We start from the raw sequence: 14772 nt of genomic DNA, 5'->3' as shown, positions 1-14772 counted from the left end.
ATTTATGTTAATTGTTTTTATTTCCTTCAGATACTTGGCTTTGTCCTTCTTGTTCAGCAATAATATTGTACTTTTCCATCGCTCGATAAAATGGATAATATAGCAAAATATCGATAATGATACAGACAATTTGTACGAGCGAACCACTAATATGTCCCGTCGCTAAAAAGCCGCTTAAAATTGGGGGCATCGTCCACGGCATTGCAGTGCCATTCGTTAGATGCACCAAACCTGTCGTCATCGCAGTATAAGTTATCGTCGCATTAATCATTGGTGCTAAAACAAATGGTACGATAAGTCTGATATTTAATACGACGGGAATGCCGAACATCGTAGGTTCATTAATATTAAATAACCCCGGTATAAATGTTAATGGTGCCATCATTTTCGTCACTTTACTTGCACGGTGTTTTAGAGCGAGAACAGCGATTACTACAATGAGCCCTATTGTCGAACCACTACCGCCCATAAATACAAAATTATCGATAAAAGGTTGCGTAATAATATGTGGTAAATCTCCGTTTGGATGTGCTTGGTATGCTAAACGATTCTCATCAATGTTTTTTAACCAAATCGGTTGCATAACAGCATTGACGACATTCGCACCATGTATACCTACAAACCAAAACATACTATTAAGTCCTACTAAGATAATAGTTCCAATTAGTGAACCACCTAGGAAACTTAACGGTACACCTAACGTATTAATAATCAGCTTGTGTATGTTGCCAAACGGTAATAAATCTAATGCCACATAAACACATAGCCATAAAATAATAATGACTGCGCCGGGAATTAAGGCACTAAAACTTTTAGAAACTGCCGGTGGTACTTGATCAGGCATTTTTATTTTAATGTCTCTATTAATAAACCATTGGAAAATAAGTCCTGAAATAATACCAATAATTAAAGCGACAAATAATCCCTGACTCCCCATATAAATTTGTGGAATCGCTTCTTCTGGCTTTTTGCCGCCTGTCATTACATTAGGTGTAACGACTAAAAATGCAGCCATAGAAATGATTCCTGCCGATACGCCATCAGTATTATATTGTTTGGCGATACTATGCGCTACACCAAAACAAGCTACTAAGCCCATCAATCCAAATGTTCCATTTACTGCCTTTGTTAAATATTCTAAAATGCCGGTAGACGTTAGCCATTCTATCCACCCCGGAATAGCAATACCGCTAATAACTAAAAAGATAGAGCCGATAATAATTAATGGCATTGCTATGATAATACCGTCACGCAAAGAAATTAATATTTTATTCGAGCCTAATTTAGAAGCTACCGGAAGCAAATGTTTTTCTAATGCATCATTAAATTTACTCATTCTATACACCCCCACTTAATGTAAGCGATTTCATAAGTTTAATTAATTATATTTTATAATTAATTAAGTGTCAATGTACATTTATCCTGTTATAATCTTAATAACTATATCGATACAATAATGGTGGGATTGTGATGACTATGACTGACAAACAAAAAGAAATCCGTGGGAAAATTTTAAATGAATTATATTTACGAGGACCAATATCACGAAAAGATATCGCCCACAATACTGGGGTTACGCCAGCCACGACCACGGCTGTAACTGGCGAACTTATAAGCGAAGGAGTAATTGAAGCTAATAGTTTAACTGATAACGACTCTAAATCAAAGAATCGTGCCGGTCGCAAAAAAGTAACGTTATCAATTACTAATAATCATAGTTACTATATTGGCATAGAATTATCTCGTCATTTTTTAACATTATGTCTAATCAATAATGCTGGCGAAGTAATAACGACACAACATCATGAAGTTGAAATTTTAAATTATTCCAATGCTGAGGCAATAAATTACTTATTATCTGTAGTAAACAATTGTTTAGCAAACTATCAAAATATAAATATCGAAGCAGTAGGTATCGCATTACCGGGCCATTTCGATAAAGAGAATCAATGCATTGCCTCTTCAGCTAAGTGGCAAAAATTTGATTTAAGTCGCTTAATTAAAGAAGCACCATTACCACTATTTTTAGAAAATAATGTCCATTGTATGAGTCTGTATGAACACCTTATCTCTACAACTAATAAAGGACAAAATTTTGTGTTTTTCCATGCCGTACAAGGGATTTTTTCATCAAGTATTTATAACGAAAGTTTATATGGGGTCAACAATTTCTCTGTAGGTGAAATCGGCCATACAATTGTCTATCCAAATGGTGAGCAGTGTGAATGTGGTAGATTTGGTTGCTTACAAAATTATTTGGGTGGCTTTAATATAATTAAAAAAGCACAACATAGTTATCATCAAAATCAACATTCAATTTTAAAGAAACTAGTCGCCGATCCTGCCGATATAACACTTACTAACATCGCTGAAGCATATCGATTAGGCGATACGGCTATTACACAAATCATCGAAGAGGCGATAAATGCGGTCGTTGTTACTTTAAATAATTTATCAATGTTAATTGACACTTCAAAGATTTATTTGCATGGTCCTTTATTTAACGAGATGATCACGCATCAAATTTTGACTGAGTATTTAAGTTATAAAAATTTATATCACGGTTTACCGGAGATTGATTTTGACATCATTCCTTATGATGTAACAAATGGTGCACGTGGCGCGGCAACCCTAGCTTTGTTCCATTCGTTGATTTGGTCTCACTAAATTAAAAAGTAGCTTAGCGAATAAAGCATTCGTTAAGCTACGCCATTTTATTATTCTTGTTGTGCTAATTCGTTAAAACCATAATCAATTTCAAATCCCATATCTTGAATCATATCGTAATCTAATTTATTAGGTTGACCACCTGTAATTAAATAATCACCCACGAAGATTGAATTAGCGACTAATAAAGCTGTTGATTGCAAGGAACGTAAGTTAACTTCTCGACCACCTGCAATACGAATTTCTTTAGTTGGATTAATTAATCTAAACATTGCCAAAATACGTAAGCAAATCATTGGCGTCAGTTCGTCCATAGTTCCAAATTTTGTCCCTTTAATAGGATGAAGGAAATTGATTGGTATGCTATCAGCATCGATTTCCTTTAAAGCAAAAGCCATGTCTATTCTATCTTCATCAGTTTCACCCATGCCACAGATTACACCCGAACAAGGAGAAATATTATTTTGTTTCATAACTTCAACAGTATTAACACGTTGTTCATATGTATGCGTCGAAACAACTTCTCCATGATAACGTTCACTCGTATTAAGATTATGATTATAACGATCTACGCCTGCTGCCTTAAGTTGTGCTGCTTGTTGTTCATTAGCTAAACCTAAACATGCACAAATTTTAAGTTGTGGATGATTAAGTTTAATATTTTCTACCGTACGTGATATATGGTCTACTTCTTTATTACTCGGTCCTCTGCCACTCATGACAATACAATAAGTACCAATGTTATTTTCATCGGCAGCGGCTGCCCCTTTTTCTATTTCTTCTTGAGAGACTAAAGCGTAACGTTCTTTATGCCTCATATCTCTAGACTGACCACAATAACCACAATCTTCAGGACATATGCCACTTTTAGCATTTAAAATCATATTTAATTTCACTTTTTTACCATAATAATAATGTCTCAATTTATACGCTTCATTCACTAATTCCATCGTTTCGATATCATGATTAGTATAAATTTTATAGGCTAGTTCTTTTGTTAACTGTTCTCCTGCTAAAATATTATGAGCTAAATTCATATATCTTCCCCCTTAAGATATATAGATTATAGCACAAATGTAAACTTAAAATAAAATTAAGTTTACATTTATAACGCTATCTTTTAACAATAAAAAAAGAGCGAGACAGAAAGTAGTCCCGCCCAGTCAAGTATGGCTAAAGTTGAAAAAAATATGCTACAAGCATATGTTTAATTCAGACATCTACTGCTCATATAAAAATAGAGTCTGAGATAATATTGTGTCCCAGACTCCATTATATATTAATTATCCATGGTCACGACTAAACGTGCCGCTTCTCCTCGAGCCAAACGATCAAAACCTTCATTGATGTCATCGAGTGGCAATGTATCCGTTAGTAATTCATCTACTGGTAAGCGTCCTTGTTTATATAACTTAATAAAATGCGGAATATCTCTATCTGGCACACAACTTCCTACATAAGAACCTTTAATCGTTCTCTCTTCTGCTGCCAATGTCACTTGCGGAAATGCAAATTCATGTTTTGGGTCAGGTAGGCCGGTAGACGTCGTCGTGCCACCTCTTTTTGTTATTTTGTATGCAACGTCCATGGCAGGTACCACACCAGCTGTTTCGAACGCAAAATCGACCCCACCTTGTACGAAATCTTTAACGGCTTCAACAATATTATCATCGCTTGAGTTAAAGACTGCAGTAGCGCCTAACTTTTTAGCTAAATCAAATTTATCTTCATTAATATCTAAAGCAATAATTTCACTTGCACCAGCTAATTTGGCACCCATAATCGCGTTTAAACCTATACCACCTAACCCTATTACGGCAACGGTACTTCCTGAACGGACTTGAGCCGTATTAATTACTGCTCCGATACCTGTAATAACAGCACAACCAAAGATTGCTACTTTTTCAAATGGAATATCTTTATCTACTTTAACAATGGAATGAGTCGAAACAACAGCATAGTCAGAAAATCCAGCTACCCCTAGTAAATGATGCATAACATCATCTTTGTCAGATTGTAAACGATAGCCACCTTCTATCATTTCACCTGTTGCATTTGACGCTGCACCCGTTTCACACAAAGCAGGTCTTCCTTCTTTACATGGAATACAGTGGCCACAGCTTGGAATAAATGTACAAACGACATGATCTCCAACTTCATAGTCAGTTACTCGGTCACCAATCTGAATAATTTCACCCGCTGCTTCATGCCCTAATACCATAGGCATAGGTCTTGGCCTACTACCATTAATCACTGATAAGTCCGAATGACATAAACCCGTCGCTTTAATTTTGATTAACACTTCATTTTCTTGCGGTTCAGATAATTCTAATGTTTCAATGGTTAATGGTTTACTTTCTGAATAAGGCGTAGTGGCACCCATGTCGTGTAGCACTGCTGCTCTAGTCTTCATAGTCAATCTCTCCCTTTTCAAACATTAATAAAAGTGAATATTACTATTCATAATACCCTTCTGTTGATTTGCGGAACCCTTCAAATTGCTCACCATCATGACCAAACCAAATTTGAGCATTTTTTTCGTCGGCAAGTTTTTTAATTTTTTCTACTGATTTTGTCCAACCGATAGAATCATATAAAATGCCTGGTGGTTTAGGGGGATTGCCCATACTTTCTTTAGTATAAATGGCGTCAGACGCTAAAATTATTGTACCTAGTTCAGCACTTTCTATCTCTAAGCCAATAATGCCCCATGCATGCCCACTACCAAAGTTTAAAACTTTAACACCATCTACTAATTTAATGTTGTCGTCCTCTTTTTGAATCGTTTTCCAAGTTAAATTATTTTTAATCCACGCATCTATATCTGCCCATATATATGCACCTTCTTGTTGGTTACGTGCATATGTTTTCATAGTGCCGCTTAATTCATCATCATGTACAATGACTGTTGCATTAGTAAAATATTCTAAACAACCGGCATGATCTAAATGTAAATGTGATGCAACTACAAAATCTACTTCTTTAGGATCGACACCTATTTGCTCTAATCGATTAGGTAAATGACAAGTTTCATCGGCAAAATACGGAAATGCTTTTTGTGTTGCATTAATCCATCTGCCATTTTCTCCCATAGCATTAGGATTACATGCAGTATCAAATAATATCTTTGCCTCTGGATGATCAATAAATACAGTGTAAATAGGAAATTCATGCATTTCATTAGGCGCTTCTGGATGATCTAACGTAGCTTGGTTCGAGTTGGCAATCATTAAGTTTTTATCCATCTTCATACGACCATTGTCTAAAACATAAATCTTCATACGCTCTTTATTATAGTTCACCATAACTATCATCTCCTTATATTTGTAGTTATATTTTACACTTTAGAGTAAGCGCTTACAAATATATGCACATTTTTAACTTTTAAATTAAACCATTTGTTATTTAGTGACATATTAAAAAGGGAGCTGGACAAAAATCTTATTTTTATTAGAAGCTTGTGTAGCCCCGACCCGAGAAAGATGACTAGCGTTGAAATCAACTTTATACAAGCACATTTTCACTTCAGTCATCTACTGCCTATATAAAATTAGAGCCTGAAGACAACTATTAAGTCCCAGACTCTTTAACTTACTATTTAATTTTAAAAAACATCGCCTAGCGTTACAGATAAAATTGATTTGATTGAATGTAATCTATTTTCTGCTTGATCAAATACGACTGAATGATCACCACGAAATACTTCATCGCTTATTTCCATTTCGGTGATACCAAACTTTTCAAAAATTTCTGTGCCAATTTGGGTGTTCAAATCATGGAAAGCAGGTAAGCAATGCAGCACGATAATATCAGGATTACATGTGTTAGCTAACATCGCACTATTAATTTGATATGGCAATAATTGCTCTATACGTTGTTGATATACAGAGTGGTCTTCACCCATAGAGAACCATACATCTGTATAGAGCGCATCAGTTTGATATACTGCCGCTTTGATATCTTCAGTAATTAATATTTTGCTATTAGACTGTTGTGCATATTGTTGCGCCATTTGTTGAATATCATCGTGTGGTTGTAAATCTTTTGGGGCAGCAATATTAATATTAACACCTAAGATTGCACCAGTAATTAATAAATCATGTGCTACATTGTTACGTGCATCCCCTACATATGTTAAAGTTTTACCTTCAAAAGTGCCCCAATTTTCTTTCAACGTAAAGAAATCAGCGATCATTTGCGTCGGATGCCATTCATTCGTTAAACCATTCCATACCGGCACATTGGCATATTTTGCTAACATTTCTACATCAGCTTGATTGTAACCTCTAAACTCGATGCCATCATACATTCTACCTAACACTTTAGCAGTATCTTCGGTAGATTCTTTAGCACCTAAATGAATATCACCTTGACCAAAGTATTCAGCCGTAGCACCTAAATCAAATGCTGCAACACTGAATGCCGAGCGTGTACGCGTAGATGGTTTTTCAAAAAGTAGCGCTAAATTTTTTCCTTTTAAATATGGATGTGGAATCCCTCTATTTTTCTTTTCTTTTAATTCGCCTGTGAAATCTATTAATGTAGTTAATTCATCATAAGAAAAATCACAAGTTTTTAAAAAACTTTTACCTTTAAAGTCTTGCAATTGTTTTAGTGTTGTTGTGTACGCCCCATCTAAATCACTCTCCAATATTTGTAAGATTACTTACTATCATAACGAGAGAAGTTATAAAAATCAAGTATATTTATACCTTTTATTGTATATTATTGAATGAATGTATTAAAATAAGTTTCTTCAACTCCAACACAAATCAAACAGTAACAACATTCTTGTTAACACCCAATTACAAAAAAGTGTTATAATACACAGTTTTATATACATTAAAGCATAAAAAAAGATGAGTGCTAGCACTCATCTTTTTCGAATATTTTATTAAGACGTTGCTTGTTTTCTTTTACTATTGCGCGCTCGTTCTTCTGGTGTTTTTAAGAAGCGTGTCATAATTGCACTAGCTGCATAAAGACCGAAAATAAGGAACATCATACCTTTGACGCCAATTGTACTATAGAATAAGTAAACAAGTCCTGGTCCTGCGAATACACATAGCCCTGCACCCAAGTTTAATATTGCCATAGCTGGTCCTTTATCTCCTTCACCAACAAGTGATGGTACTAATGCAGAAATTGGCACGAAGCCTGCTAAACACATCCCCCATAAGAAGCCGACAAGACCGACTACAAAGACATTACCTGTAAATAAATCCGGTAAGAAGTATAAGCCTAATGTAAAGACCGCACAGCCTACACCACCGATAAAGCTAATCGTATTTTTCCAACCAATTTTGTCACTTAATGCACCAAAAATTAAATTAAAGATAATATTGGCGATAAAGATTGTTCCCCAAATATTCAACCAAGTCGTTGTTTCAATTCCTCTTTTAGATAAATAGAGTGGTAAGAATAATGGAAATGCATATTGTGCTGCTTGATTAATAATACGTACGATACACGCAACAGCAACACGAGGTTCTCTATATAAAATAGAAATACCTGCAAATATTTCTCTCATATGTTCTTTAGCGCCACCTTCACGATCTTCTAATGAAAATTTATCTCTGTTAACGAATACAGCAAGTACTGTTCCAATAAGCACCCAAATAATGGCAGTCCATAATGTACCAAAGTAACCAATTTGTTTAATTGCAAATGAAGAATAGAATGAACCTAATACACTTAAGCCACCTGTGAAGACGAACCAGAACCAACCTACTGCTGCGCCTAAACGTTTTTGTGGGGAACGGTAAGCCACCCAAACTAAGAATGAATACGCAAATAAAGGATAACCAAAACCTCTAATCGCATATGTAGGAATCATTAGTTCAAATTGCCCTGAAGGTACTGCAATTCCAGCAAAGACTGCATGTCCTATAATATATAACGTTGTCCCTATTAACATAACTTTTCTAGGTCCTATAACTTCAACTAAAACCCCTGAAAGCCATGAACCAATTGCTATCGTAACACCATAACTCGTAGTTAAGGCTGCTGTTTGTTGTACCGATAATCCATGTTCTTGTAGATATGGACTTATCCAACCTAGCTCTAATCCATCACCCATCATAAAGATAAGCACACCAATGTATCCCCATAGCAGTGTTGGCGGCATACCCATTTTTTCCAATTTATTATGCATAAGTAACGACACCCCTTTATCATTTTTGTTTTCCAAATAACAAGATACAATGAGTCTTTCACACTTCGGAAAACGCTTTCATTTATTTATTATATTCTATTTGATTTTTTCTTATAATGCAAATTTATTTTTATTTATTTTCACTTATTTTCGTTTTTAGTGTTACTTCATTTTCACTATAAAAAAGAGCGATAAGCTTATGTAGCTGCTTATCACTCATTTTTATATTCATCTATTTTAATTGTTTATTAAATGCTTCATATAATTGTCGCGCTGTCGAGTCATCTTTAATACCATGCACATTCATACGACCGTCTCTAAAGAGTGTACAATTCACATCTTTATATTGCATTAACTTAGCAAATGCATTTTCTTTAATAATACGACCTGGGAAGAAAGTTGCATAATCAAATGCCTGTTTCTTAAATCTAAATAAATATGCATTGCCACACATTGCTTCGATTTGACTATACTGAGGCTTATTTAGCAATTCATATTTACCTTGTTTACAAACGTGACATTGGTCATTTTTTAACCTATCAATATTGATTGCTTGTTGTTTTAAATCAAACGTATCAATCGTAATTAACTTTTTTGAAAATCCTTCACCTGCAGCATAACGCATCAATTCTGACACTTGCATGCTAACGACTTGATTAATTACCGGTGGTAAGACGCCGTTGATGGCACAACTTTCACCAGTATTTGGTACTGCTTGCAATAAACACTTGAAGCACGGTCCTTTATAATCAATAGCATAAACCGTACCTTTGCTACCTACAGCCGCACCATAAATCCAAGGGATTTGTAATTTATAACAAGCTTCGTTAATAAGATACCTAATTTCGAAATGATCCATACCATCCATCACAATATCTGGATTATAATCACTTAGTATTTTTTCAATATTTGTGGCAGTCAGTTCTTCATATAGAACATTGATTTTAACTGACGTGTTGATTTTATTTAATTTACTTTTTAAAGCTTTAACTTTAGGCAACATTTGTTGTGCATCTGCTTCATCATATAATGCTTGTCTGTGTATATTACTTAACTCTACGATATCCATATCAATAATCGAAATTTCATGTACACCCATTCGCGTTAACATTTCTGCAATGTTACTTCCAAGTGCACCTGCGCCTAAGATCATGACATGCATTGTCTGCAAATGTTGTTGACCTTGCTCGCCAAAACGTTGGTACCGCGATTGACGATTATAGCGGTTTATCATAGGAAACCAATACCTTCTACAGGACTTGATGCTTGTGCAGTATATTTAACTGGTATTCTGCCCGCTTCATAACTTAATCTACCTGCTTGAATGCCTAATTTCATAGCTTCGGCCATTTTAACAGGATCTTGTGCACTTGAAATAGCAGTATTTAATAAAATGCCATCAGCGCCTAGTTCCATCGCATGGCATGCATCTTTAGGAGAGCCAATGCCAGCATCAACGATGACTGGTACGTCTACTTTTTCGATAATGTAGCGTAGATTTAACGGGTTATTAATGCCTCTTCCCGTACCAATAGGTGATGCTAAAGGCATAATCGCATGTACACCTAACTCTACGAGACGCTTCGCCAATACGACGTCATTAGATACATAAGGACATACAGTGTACCCTTTTTCTAATAAAACTTCACATGCTTCATACGTAGCTAATGGGTCAGGCAATAACGTTTCATCATCCCCAATTACTTCTACTTTGATCATGTCACAAACGCCAGCATGGTTAGCTATTTCCGCAATTCTAATTGCTTCTTCTGCTGTTTTTGCTCCTGCTGTATTAGGGAAAGTAATATAGTCTTGTAAATTTATATTTGCTAACGGATTAGGTAAGTTTTTGTCGTATAAATTCATTCTTCTTACCGCAAAAGTTAAAACCGAAGTTTCTGCAGCATTAATTGCTTGTGTTTGTATAGTTTCATTTTCAAATTTACCAGTACCTAGTAATAATCTAGACTTTATTTCAAATTGTCCAATTTTAAACATATTAACCGCCTCCAACGAATTCTAATAACTCTAATTTGTCATTTGCTGAAACTACTTGTGATGCAAAAGCGTCTTGCTTAATTAACTTGCTATTATGTTCAACAATAACGCGTTGTTCATCAATTTCTAGTTGTTGTAATAATGCTAATAACGATAATTGTTCGTCAAACTTAAATGTGTCACCATTAATCATGACTTCCATTCAATACACATCCTTTTACTGTAAAATCATTTAAAATTGATGGTTTTATATTTGTAAGTATCCATTTACTCATAAGTTCACCTACAATTGGTGATAATAAAATACCGTTACGATAATGACCGGTAATAACAAATAATCCTTCGTCAACTTCGTCCATTATTGGAATTTCATTGGCAACATGCGGACGAACGCCTGACCATTGTTTGAGTGTACGCGCATATTTTAGTTTAGGTATATGTTGGGTAGCGCTATTGATTAACCAATCTACACCACGTTGCGAGACACCTACTGAATAGTCATCAAAATAACTTGTAGCACCAATAAGTACTCTATTTTTATTTTTCGGTACTAAGTAGCAACCATTCGTCATAAATAACGTCGACTGCAAGCCTAAATCTTCTTGTTCCATCAATACAACTTCGCCTTTTACACCTGTTAATTGACGATCTTTTAATTGCGCTTGCACTAATTTATGACTCCATGCGCCACCTGCAACGACAACTTTTGGCGCGTAATAATTACCTTTATTCGTAACCACTTTATATATGCCTTTGCCTTTTGTAATTGCTAGCACTTCTGTATGTTGGATGCGTTCAACGTTGTTCACTTCTAGCGATTGATACAAAGCTTTTGTATACTTATTCGCATTGATTTGGTGATCATTAGGTATATATAATGCCATGATGTCTTCAATATTAAGATTATTACTCGTTAAACGATGAGCTTCTTGTTGATCTAACAGTCTCACATCAGGATTACCATGTGCCAAAAAGTTATGTTGTGCTATTACTTTGCTATTGTCTTTTGGCTCAAAAGCTAATTTAATCAATCCTGTTTCTTTATATTCAATATCACTTCCAACTTCCGAGCGCAGCTGGTCACGCAACTGTTTGAAATATTGTTGGGATTCCAAAGCCAAGCGATACGTTGGACTATCGTTAGAAAACTCATTTTGGGCACCTAACATACCGCCTGCCTTATAAGAAGCATGCATGCCATCAATATCCCTATCGATAATACCTATACTCAACTTATGTTGTTTTAAATTACGTGCAACAGACATGCCCATCACACCGGAACCGATAATGAGTACATCAAACATAATTTGACCACTCCTCTATAACTTTTCGTAAAGTTTGACTATTACTGTTATAAAATAATGAAATACCAGCAATGCCTGCAAAACCTCGTGGCAAATGCGGTAAAGTGCGAACATTTACGCCACCGAGTGCAATAACTTTAATTGCTTTGTTTAGTACTTGTGTCATTTCACGTTGCGACCTAGGTGCTTGATGCGGTTTGGATGGTGTGGGAAAAACATGACCAAACAATACATAATCACAGCGCTGTTGTTCTGCATAAATAACACTTTCTTCACTGTGTGTAGACATACTCACTACTGCTTGAGGATGTTGAGTTTTAAATTTTTTTAGTGCACTATGATATTCACTGAAATGAATAGACGTCATAGCACAAGCAATAAATACATCTACATTACTATGTACAGTTAATTTATCTTTACTAATACCGTGTTCAATAGCTGTAGTTATCCAATCAATAAGTTGAGATGTCGTCATAGGGGTACGTATAATTAAGCAATCGTAATATTCTAAAATTGATTTATAATGCTCAATATCTAGCTGAGTTAATATTTTGTATGGTGTGATAGCTATAAGCATTGGTATTCACCTCTATATAAAATAAAAAAAACGTTATTTTTCTGGATAGAAAAATAACGTTTATACTCAAATATAAAAATCGTCTAAGTAACGCCACTTTCCTACGCCAGTATGAACTGGATCAGGTTCGGGGAATTTCGAAATGACGATTTCGATCTCAGCCTTTTAAAAAGGCACTTCCAGTGGTTTATATAAAATTGTTAACTTTTGTGTTGTAAAAATCAATGAACCAATAACGTTAATGTAACTCAAGATTTTAGAAATTGCAAACTACTTTGTGATTAATTGTGCGCATTTGCTTTAGTTAACTCAAGTAACTTTTTAGTTAAGGGCTGCGTTTGATTATAAACTGCTTGATATACATCAAAATAACTTTGGTAAGCAACATGACGTTCTTTATTTGGCTCAAATATTTTATCTTTATGGATAAATTGCTCAACACATGAGGCGATGTCATCATACCATTTCAAACCTGTAGCAGCGATCATTGCTGCACCCATAGATGGTCCCTCTTCATGTTTAAGTTTATATACTTTTGCATTAAATATATCTGCTTGCAGTTGTAACCAGAAATCACTTTTTGCACCGCCACCAATAGCGACAACTTCCGTTATATGCTTACCTTGCGTGCGCATGTAAGCTATGGATTCATATAAGGAATAAGTAATGCCTTCGATGACTGAGCGAGCCATATCATCAAATGAATGCAAGCCACTTAGTCCAATAAAACTACCACGAATATTAGCATCACCGTGTGGCGTGCGTTCTCCGGCTAAGTAAGGTCCAAAAATAAGCCCTTGAGCACCTATTTTAGATCGTTCGGCGCATCTCATAATTTCAGCAAAAGAATAATTTTGACCACATTGTCGTTTAAACCAATTCAGACTATCGCCAGCCGAGAGCGTCACACCCATAGCATACGATAAATTATTCACCGCATGTTTAAACATGTGAATATTATGACCATATTCGGCATCTTGCTTTGCTTCGCATGACAAAATCACGCCTGACGTCCCAATGCTACATAATGATTGACAAGGTTCAATGACGCCGGCACCAATAGCACCACAAGCATTATCGCCACCACCAGCAAATACTGCAACTTTATTCGTAATGCCTAACTTGTCGGCAATCGACTGCTTTAAATACCCAACTTGTGTATCCGAGGTAACCAGTGCTGGGTAAATATTCGTAACCCCAAATTGTTTACCAACTTTTTCTGACCATTGGTTTGTCACTGGATCTAATAACAATGTACTCGACGCATCGGACAATTCCATATTGATTGTATTTGTTAATTTAAAGCGCACGTAGTCTTTAGGTAATAAAAATACTTTCGTCTTAGACCAATGCTCTGGTTCGTGTTGCTTTAACCACATTAATTTAGTTAACGTAAAGCCTTCTAACACTGGATTTCCCAACACAATGTCACCTAGTTGCGATTTAATTGCTTCGCATTGGGCAGTAGAACGCGTATCGTTCCACAATATTGCAGGTCTAATGACTTTGTACGCTTTGTCCAACACAATTAAACCATGCATTTGACCAGAAAACGATATACCATTTATTTCAAAATCAAAGTGAATTTGGTTTAAATCATTTATAACTTTGTGCATCGTTGCAATAGTTACTGAAACCCATTCATCGGGATCTTGTTCACTATAACCAGGATAAGCATGTTGAATCGTTAATGGCGAACTCGCAGCAGCAATGATATTACCTCTGTTATTAACTGCTAAGATCTTGATTGAACTCGTTCCAATATCAATGCCTAATACTAATTTTTCCACATTAATTTTTTCCTTTCCTAACTCAACACCTTAAATTAATTAATACATCATTCACTTACTTTTGACAAGTCCCTTTCTTTACTTAACGACTACAATATTTTACTACTTTCCAACCGAAAAATGTCACCTTCTGACTAAGACTACTGGACGTCTAAAATGTTGATTTAACAATCTTTCAGACATACCATTTAACGTATTATATGTAACATCTCTATATTGTTAAAATAACAATGTCTCTTAATAAAGGTTAACTAATCATATTAAATGTAAAAACAAATTTAA

13 protein-coding genes and 1 riboswitch are annotated in these 14772 nt (G+C 35.3%); of the genes, 1 reads left to right on the top strand and 12 read right to left on the bottom strand.

The annotated features are described in order from the left end of the window. Positions 1 to 7 precede the first annotated feature (7 nt). Positions 8 to 1336, bottom strand: coding sequence for a PTS sugar transporter subunit IIC (locus RPL90_RS10850; protein WP_313549305.1), 1329 nt, complete (start codon positions 1334 to 1336; stop codon positions 8 to 10). A 134-nt stretch (positions 1337 to 1470) separates the two neighbouring features. Between RPL90_RS10850 and RPL90_RS10845 the strand changes: the two genes are divergently transcribed. Further along, positions 1471 to 2667, top strand: coding sequence for an ROK family protein (locus RPL90_RS10845; protein ID WP_313549300.1), 1197 nt, complete (start codon positions 1471 to 1473; stop codon positions 2665 to 2667). A gap of 50 nt (positions 2668 to 2717) precedes the next feature. Here the strand turns inward: RPL90_RS10845 and bioB are convergent, their stop codons facing one another. The 11 genes from bioB to xylB form a co-directional block, all read right to left on the bottom strand. Next, on the bottom strand, positions 2718 to 3704 hold the full coding sequence (gene bioB, locus RPL90_RS10840) for a biotin synthase BioB (protein ID WP_313549296.1): 987 nt from the start codon (positions 3702 to 3704) through the stop codon (positions 2718 to 2720). A 242-nt stretch (positions 3705 to 3946) separates the two neighbouring features. Beyond that, the gene (locus tag RPL90_RS10835) at positions 3947 to 5080 is read right to left on the bottom strand and encodes a zinc-dependent alcohol dehydrogenase family protein (RefSeq protein ID WP_313549290.1); all 1134 of its coding nucleotides are present in this window, start codon (positions 5078 to 5080) and stop codon (positions 3947 to 3949) included. A 43-nt stretch (positions 5081 to 5123) separates the two neighbouring features. Then, complete coding sequence (gene ahlS / locus RPL90_RS10830) at positions 5124 to 5972, bottom strand: AhlS family quorum-quenching N-acyl homoserine lactonase (RefSeq protein ID WP_313549283.1); 849 nt, start codon at positions 5970 to 5972, stop codon at positions 5124 to 5126. A gap of 299 nt (positions 5973 to 6271) precedes the next feature. Beyond that, positions 6272 to 7318: an ornithine carbamoyltransferase gene (gene argF / locus RPL90_RS10825; RefSeq protein ID WP_313549277.1), complete on the bottom strand. Its 1047-nt coding sequence runs from the start codon at positions 7316 to 7318 to the stop codon at positions 6272 to 6274. 243 nt (positions 7319 to 7561) lie between these two features. Beyond that, positions 7562 to 8821, bottom strand: coding sequence for an MFS transporter (locus RPL90_RS10820; protein ID WP_313549273.1), 1260 nt, complete (start codon positions 8819 to 8821; stop codon positions 7562 to 7564). Positions 8822 to 9053: 232 nt separating this feature from the next. Next, entirely contained in the window at positions 9054 to 10052 is a 999-nt protein-coding gene (locus tag RPL90_RS10815; protein ID WP_313549717.1) for a ThiF family adenylyltransferase, read from the bottom strand. Continuing rightward, positions 10052 to 10819, bottom strand: coding sequence for a thiazole synthase (locus tag RPL90_RS10810; protein ID WP_313549270.1), 768 nt, complete (start codon positions 10817 to 10819; stop codon positions 10052 to 10054). The genes RPL90_RS10815 and RPL90_RS10810 overlap by 1 nt, the downstream gene beginning before the upstream one ends. 1 nt (position 10820) lies before the next feature. Then, positions 10821 to 11021, bottom strand: coding sequence for a sulfur carrier protein ThiS (thiS, locus tag RPL90_RS10805; RefSeq protein WP_313549265.1), 201 nt, complete (start codon positions 11019 to 11021; stop codon positions 10821 to 10823). Then, positions 11005 to 12123 (bottom strand): glycine oxidase ThiO, encoded by a 1119-nt coding sequence (gene thiO / locus RPL90_RS10800; protein ID WP_313549260.1) that lies wholly within the window; start codon positions 12121 to 12123, stop codon positions 11005 to 11007. The genes thiS and thiO overlap by 17 nt, the downstream gene beginning before the upstream one ends. Then, positions 12116 to 12700: a thiamine phosphate synthase gene (locus tag RPL90_RS10795; protein WP_313549255.1), complete on the bottom strand. Its 585-nt coding sequence runs from the start codon at positions 12698 to 12700 to the stop codon at positions 12116 to 12118. The genes thiO and RPL90_RS10795 overlap by 8 nt, the downstream gene beginning before the upstream one ends. Positions 12701 to 12781: 81 nt before the next feature. Beyond that, positions 12782 to 12891, bottom strand: a riboswitch (TPP riboswitch). A 90-nt stretch (positions 12892 to 12981) separates the two neighbouring features. After that, positions 12982 to 14490 carry a xylulokinase gene (xylB, locus tag RPL90_RS10790; protein ID WP_313549252.1) on the bottom strand — a complete coding sequence of 503 codons (1509 nt, stop codon included), beginning with the start codon at positions 14488 to 14490 and terminating at the stop codon, positions 12982 to 12984. Between the last annotated feature and the right edge of the window lie 282 nt (positions 14491 to 14772).

The sequence above is a fragment of the Staphylococcus kloosii genome, from assembly GCF_032139365.1.
In the GTDB taxonomy this organism is placed as follows: Bacteria; Bacillota; Bacilli; order Staphylococcales; family Staphylococcaceae; genus Staphylococcus; species Staphylococcus kloosii_A.
The sequence above is the reverse complement of the archived record's forward strand: the minus strand, read 5'-3'. Positions and strand labels throughout refer to the sequence as shown.

Excerpts from the sequence above, each read along its gene's own strand:
- RPL90_RS10850 (WP_313549305.1), bottom strand. The coding sequence starts at position 1,336 with ATGAGTAAATTTAATGATGCATTAGAAAAACATTTGCTTCCGGTAGCT.
- RPL90_RS10845 (WP_313549300.1), top strand. The coding sequence starts at position 1,471 with ATGACTATGACTGACAAACAAAAAGAAATCCGTGGGAAAATTTTAAAT.
- bioB (WP_313549296.1), bottom strand. The coding sequence starts at position 3,704 with ATGAATTTAGCTCATAATATTTTAGCAGGAGAACAGTTAACAAAAGAA.
- RPL90_RS10835 (WP_313549290.1), bottom strand. The coding sequence starts at position 5,080 with ATGAAGACTAGAGCAGCAGTGCTACACGACATGGGTGCCACTACGCCT.
- ahlS (WP_313549283.1), bottom strand. The coding sequence starts at position 5,972 with ATGGTGAACTATAATAAAGAGCGTATGAAGATTTATGTTTTAGACAAT.
- RPL90_RS10820 (WP_313549273.1), bottom strand. The coding sequence starts at position 8,821 with ATGCATAATAAATTGGAAAAAATGGGTATGCCGCCAACACTGCTATGG.
- RPL90_RS10810 (WP_313549270.1), bottom strand. The coding sequence starts at position 10,819 with ATGTTTAAAATTGGACAATTTGAAATAAAGTCTAGATTATTACTAGGT.
- thiS (WP_313549265.1), bottom strand. The coding sequence starts at position 11,021 with ATGGAAGTCATGATTAATGGTGACACATTTAAGTTTGACGAACAATTA.
- thiO (WP_313549260.1), bottom strand. The coding sequence starts at position 12,123 with ATGTTTGATGTACTCATTATCGGTTCCGGTGTGATGGGCATGTCTGTT.
- RPL90_RS10795 (WP_313549255.1), bottom strand. The coding sequence starts at position 12,700 with ATGCTTATAGCTATCACACCATACAAAATATTAACTCAGCTAGATATT.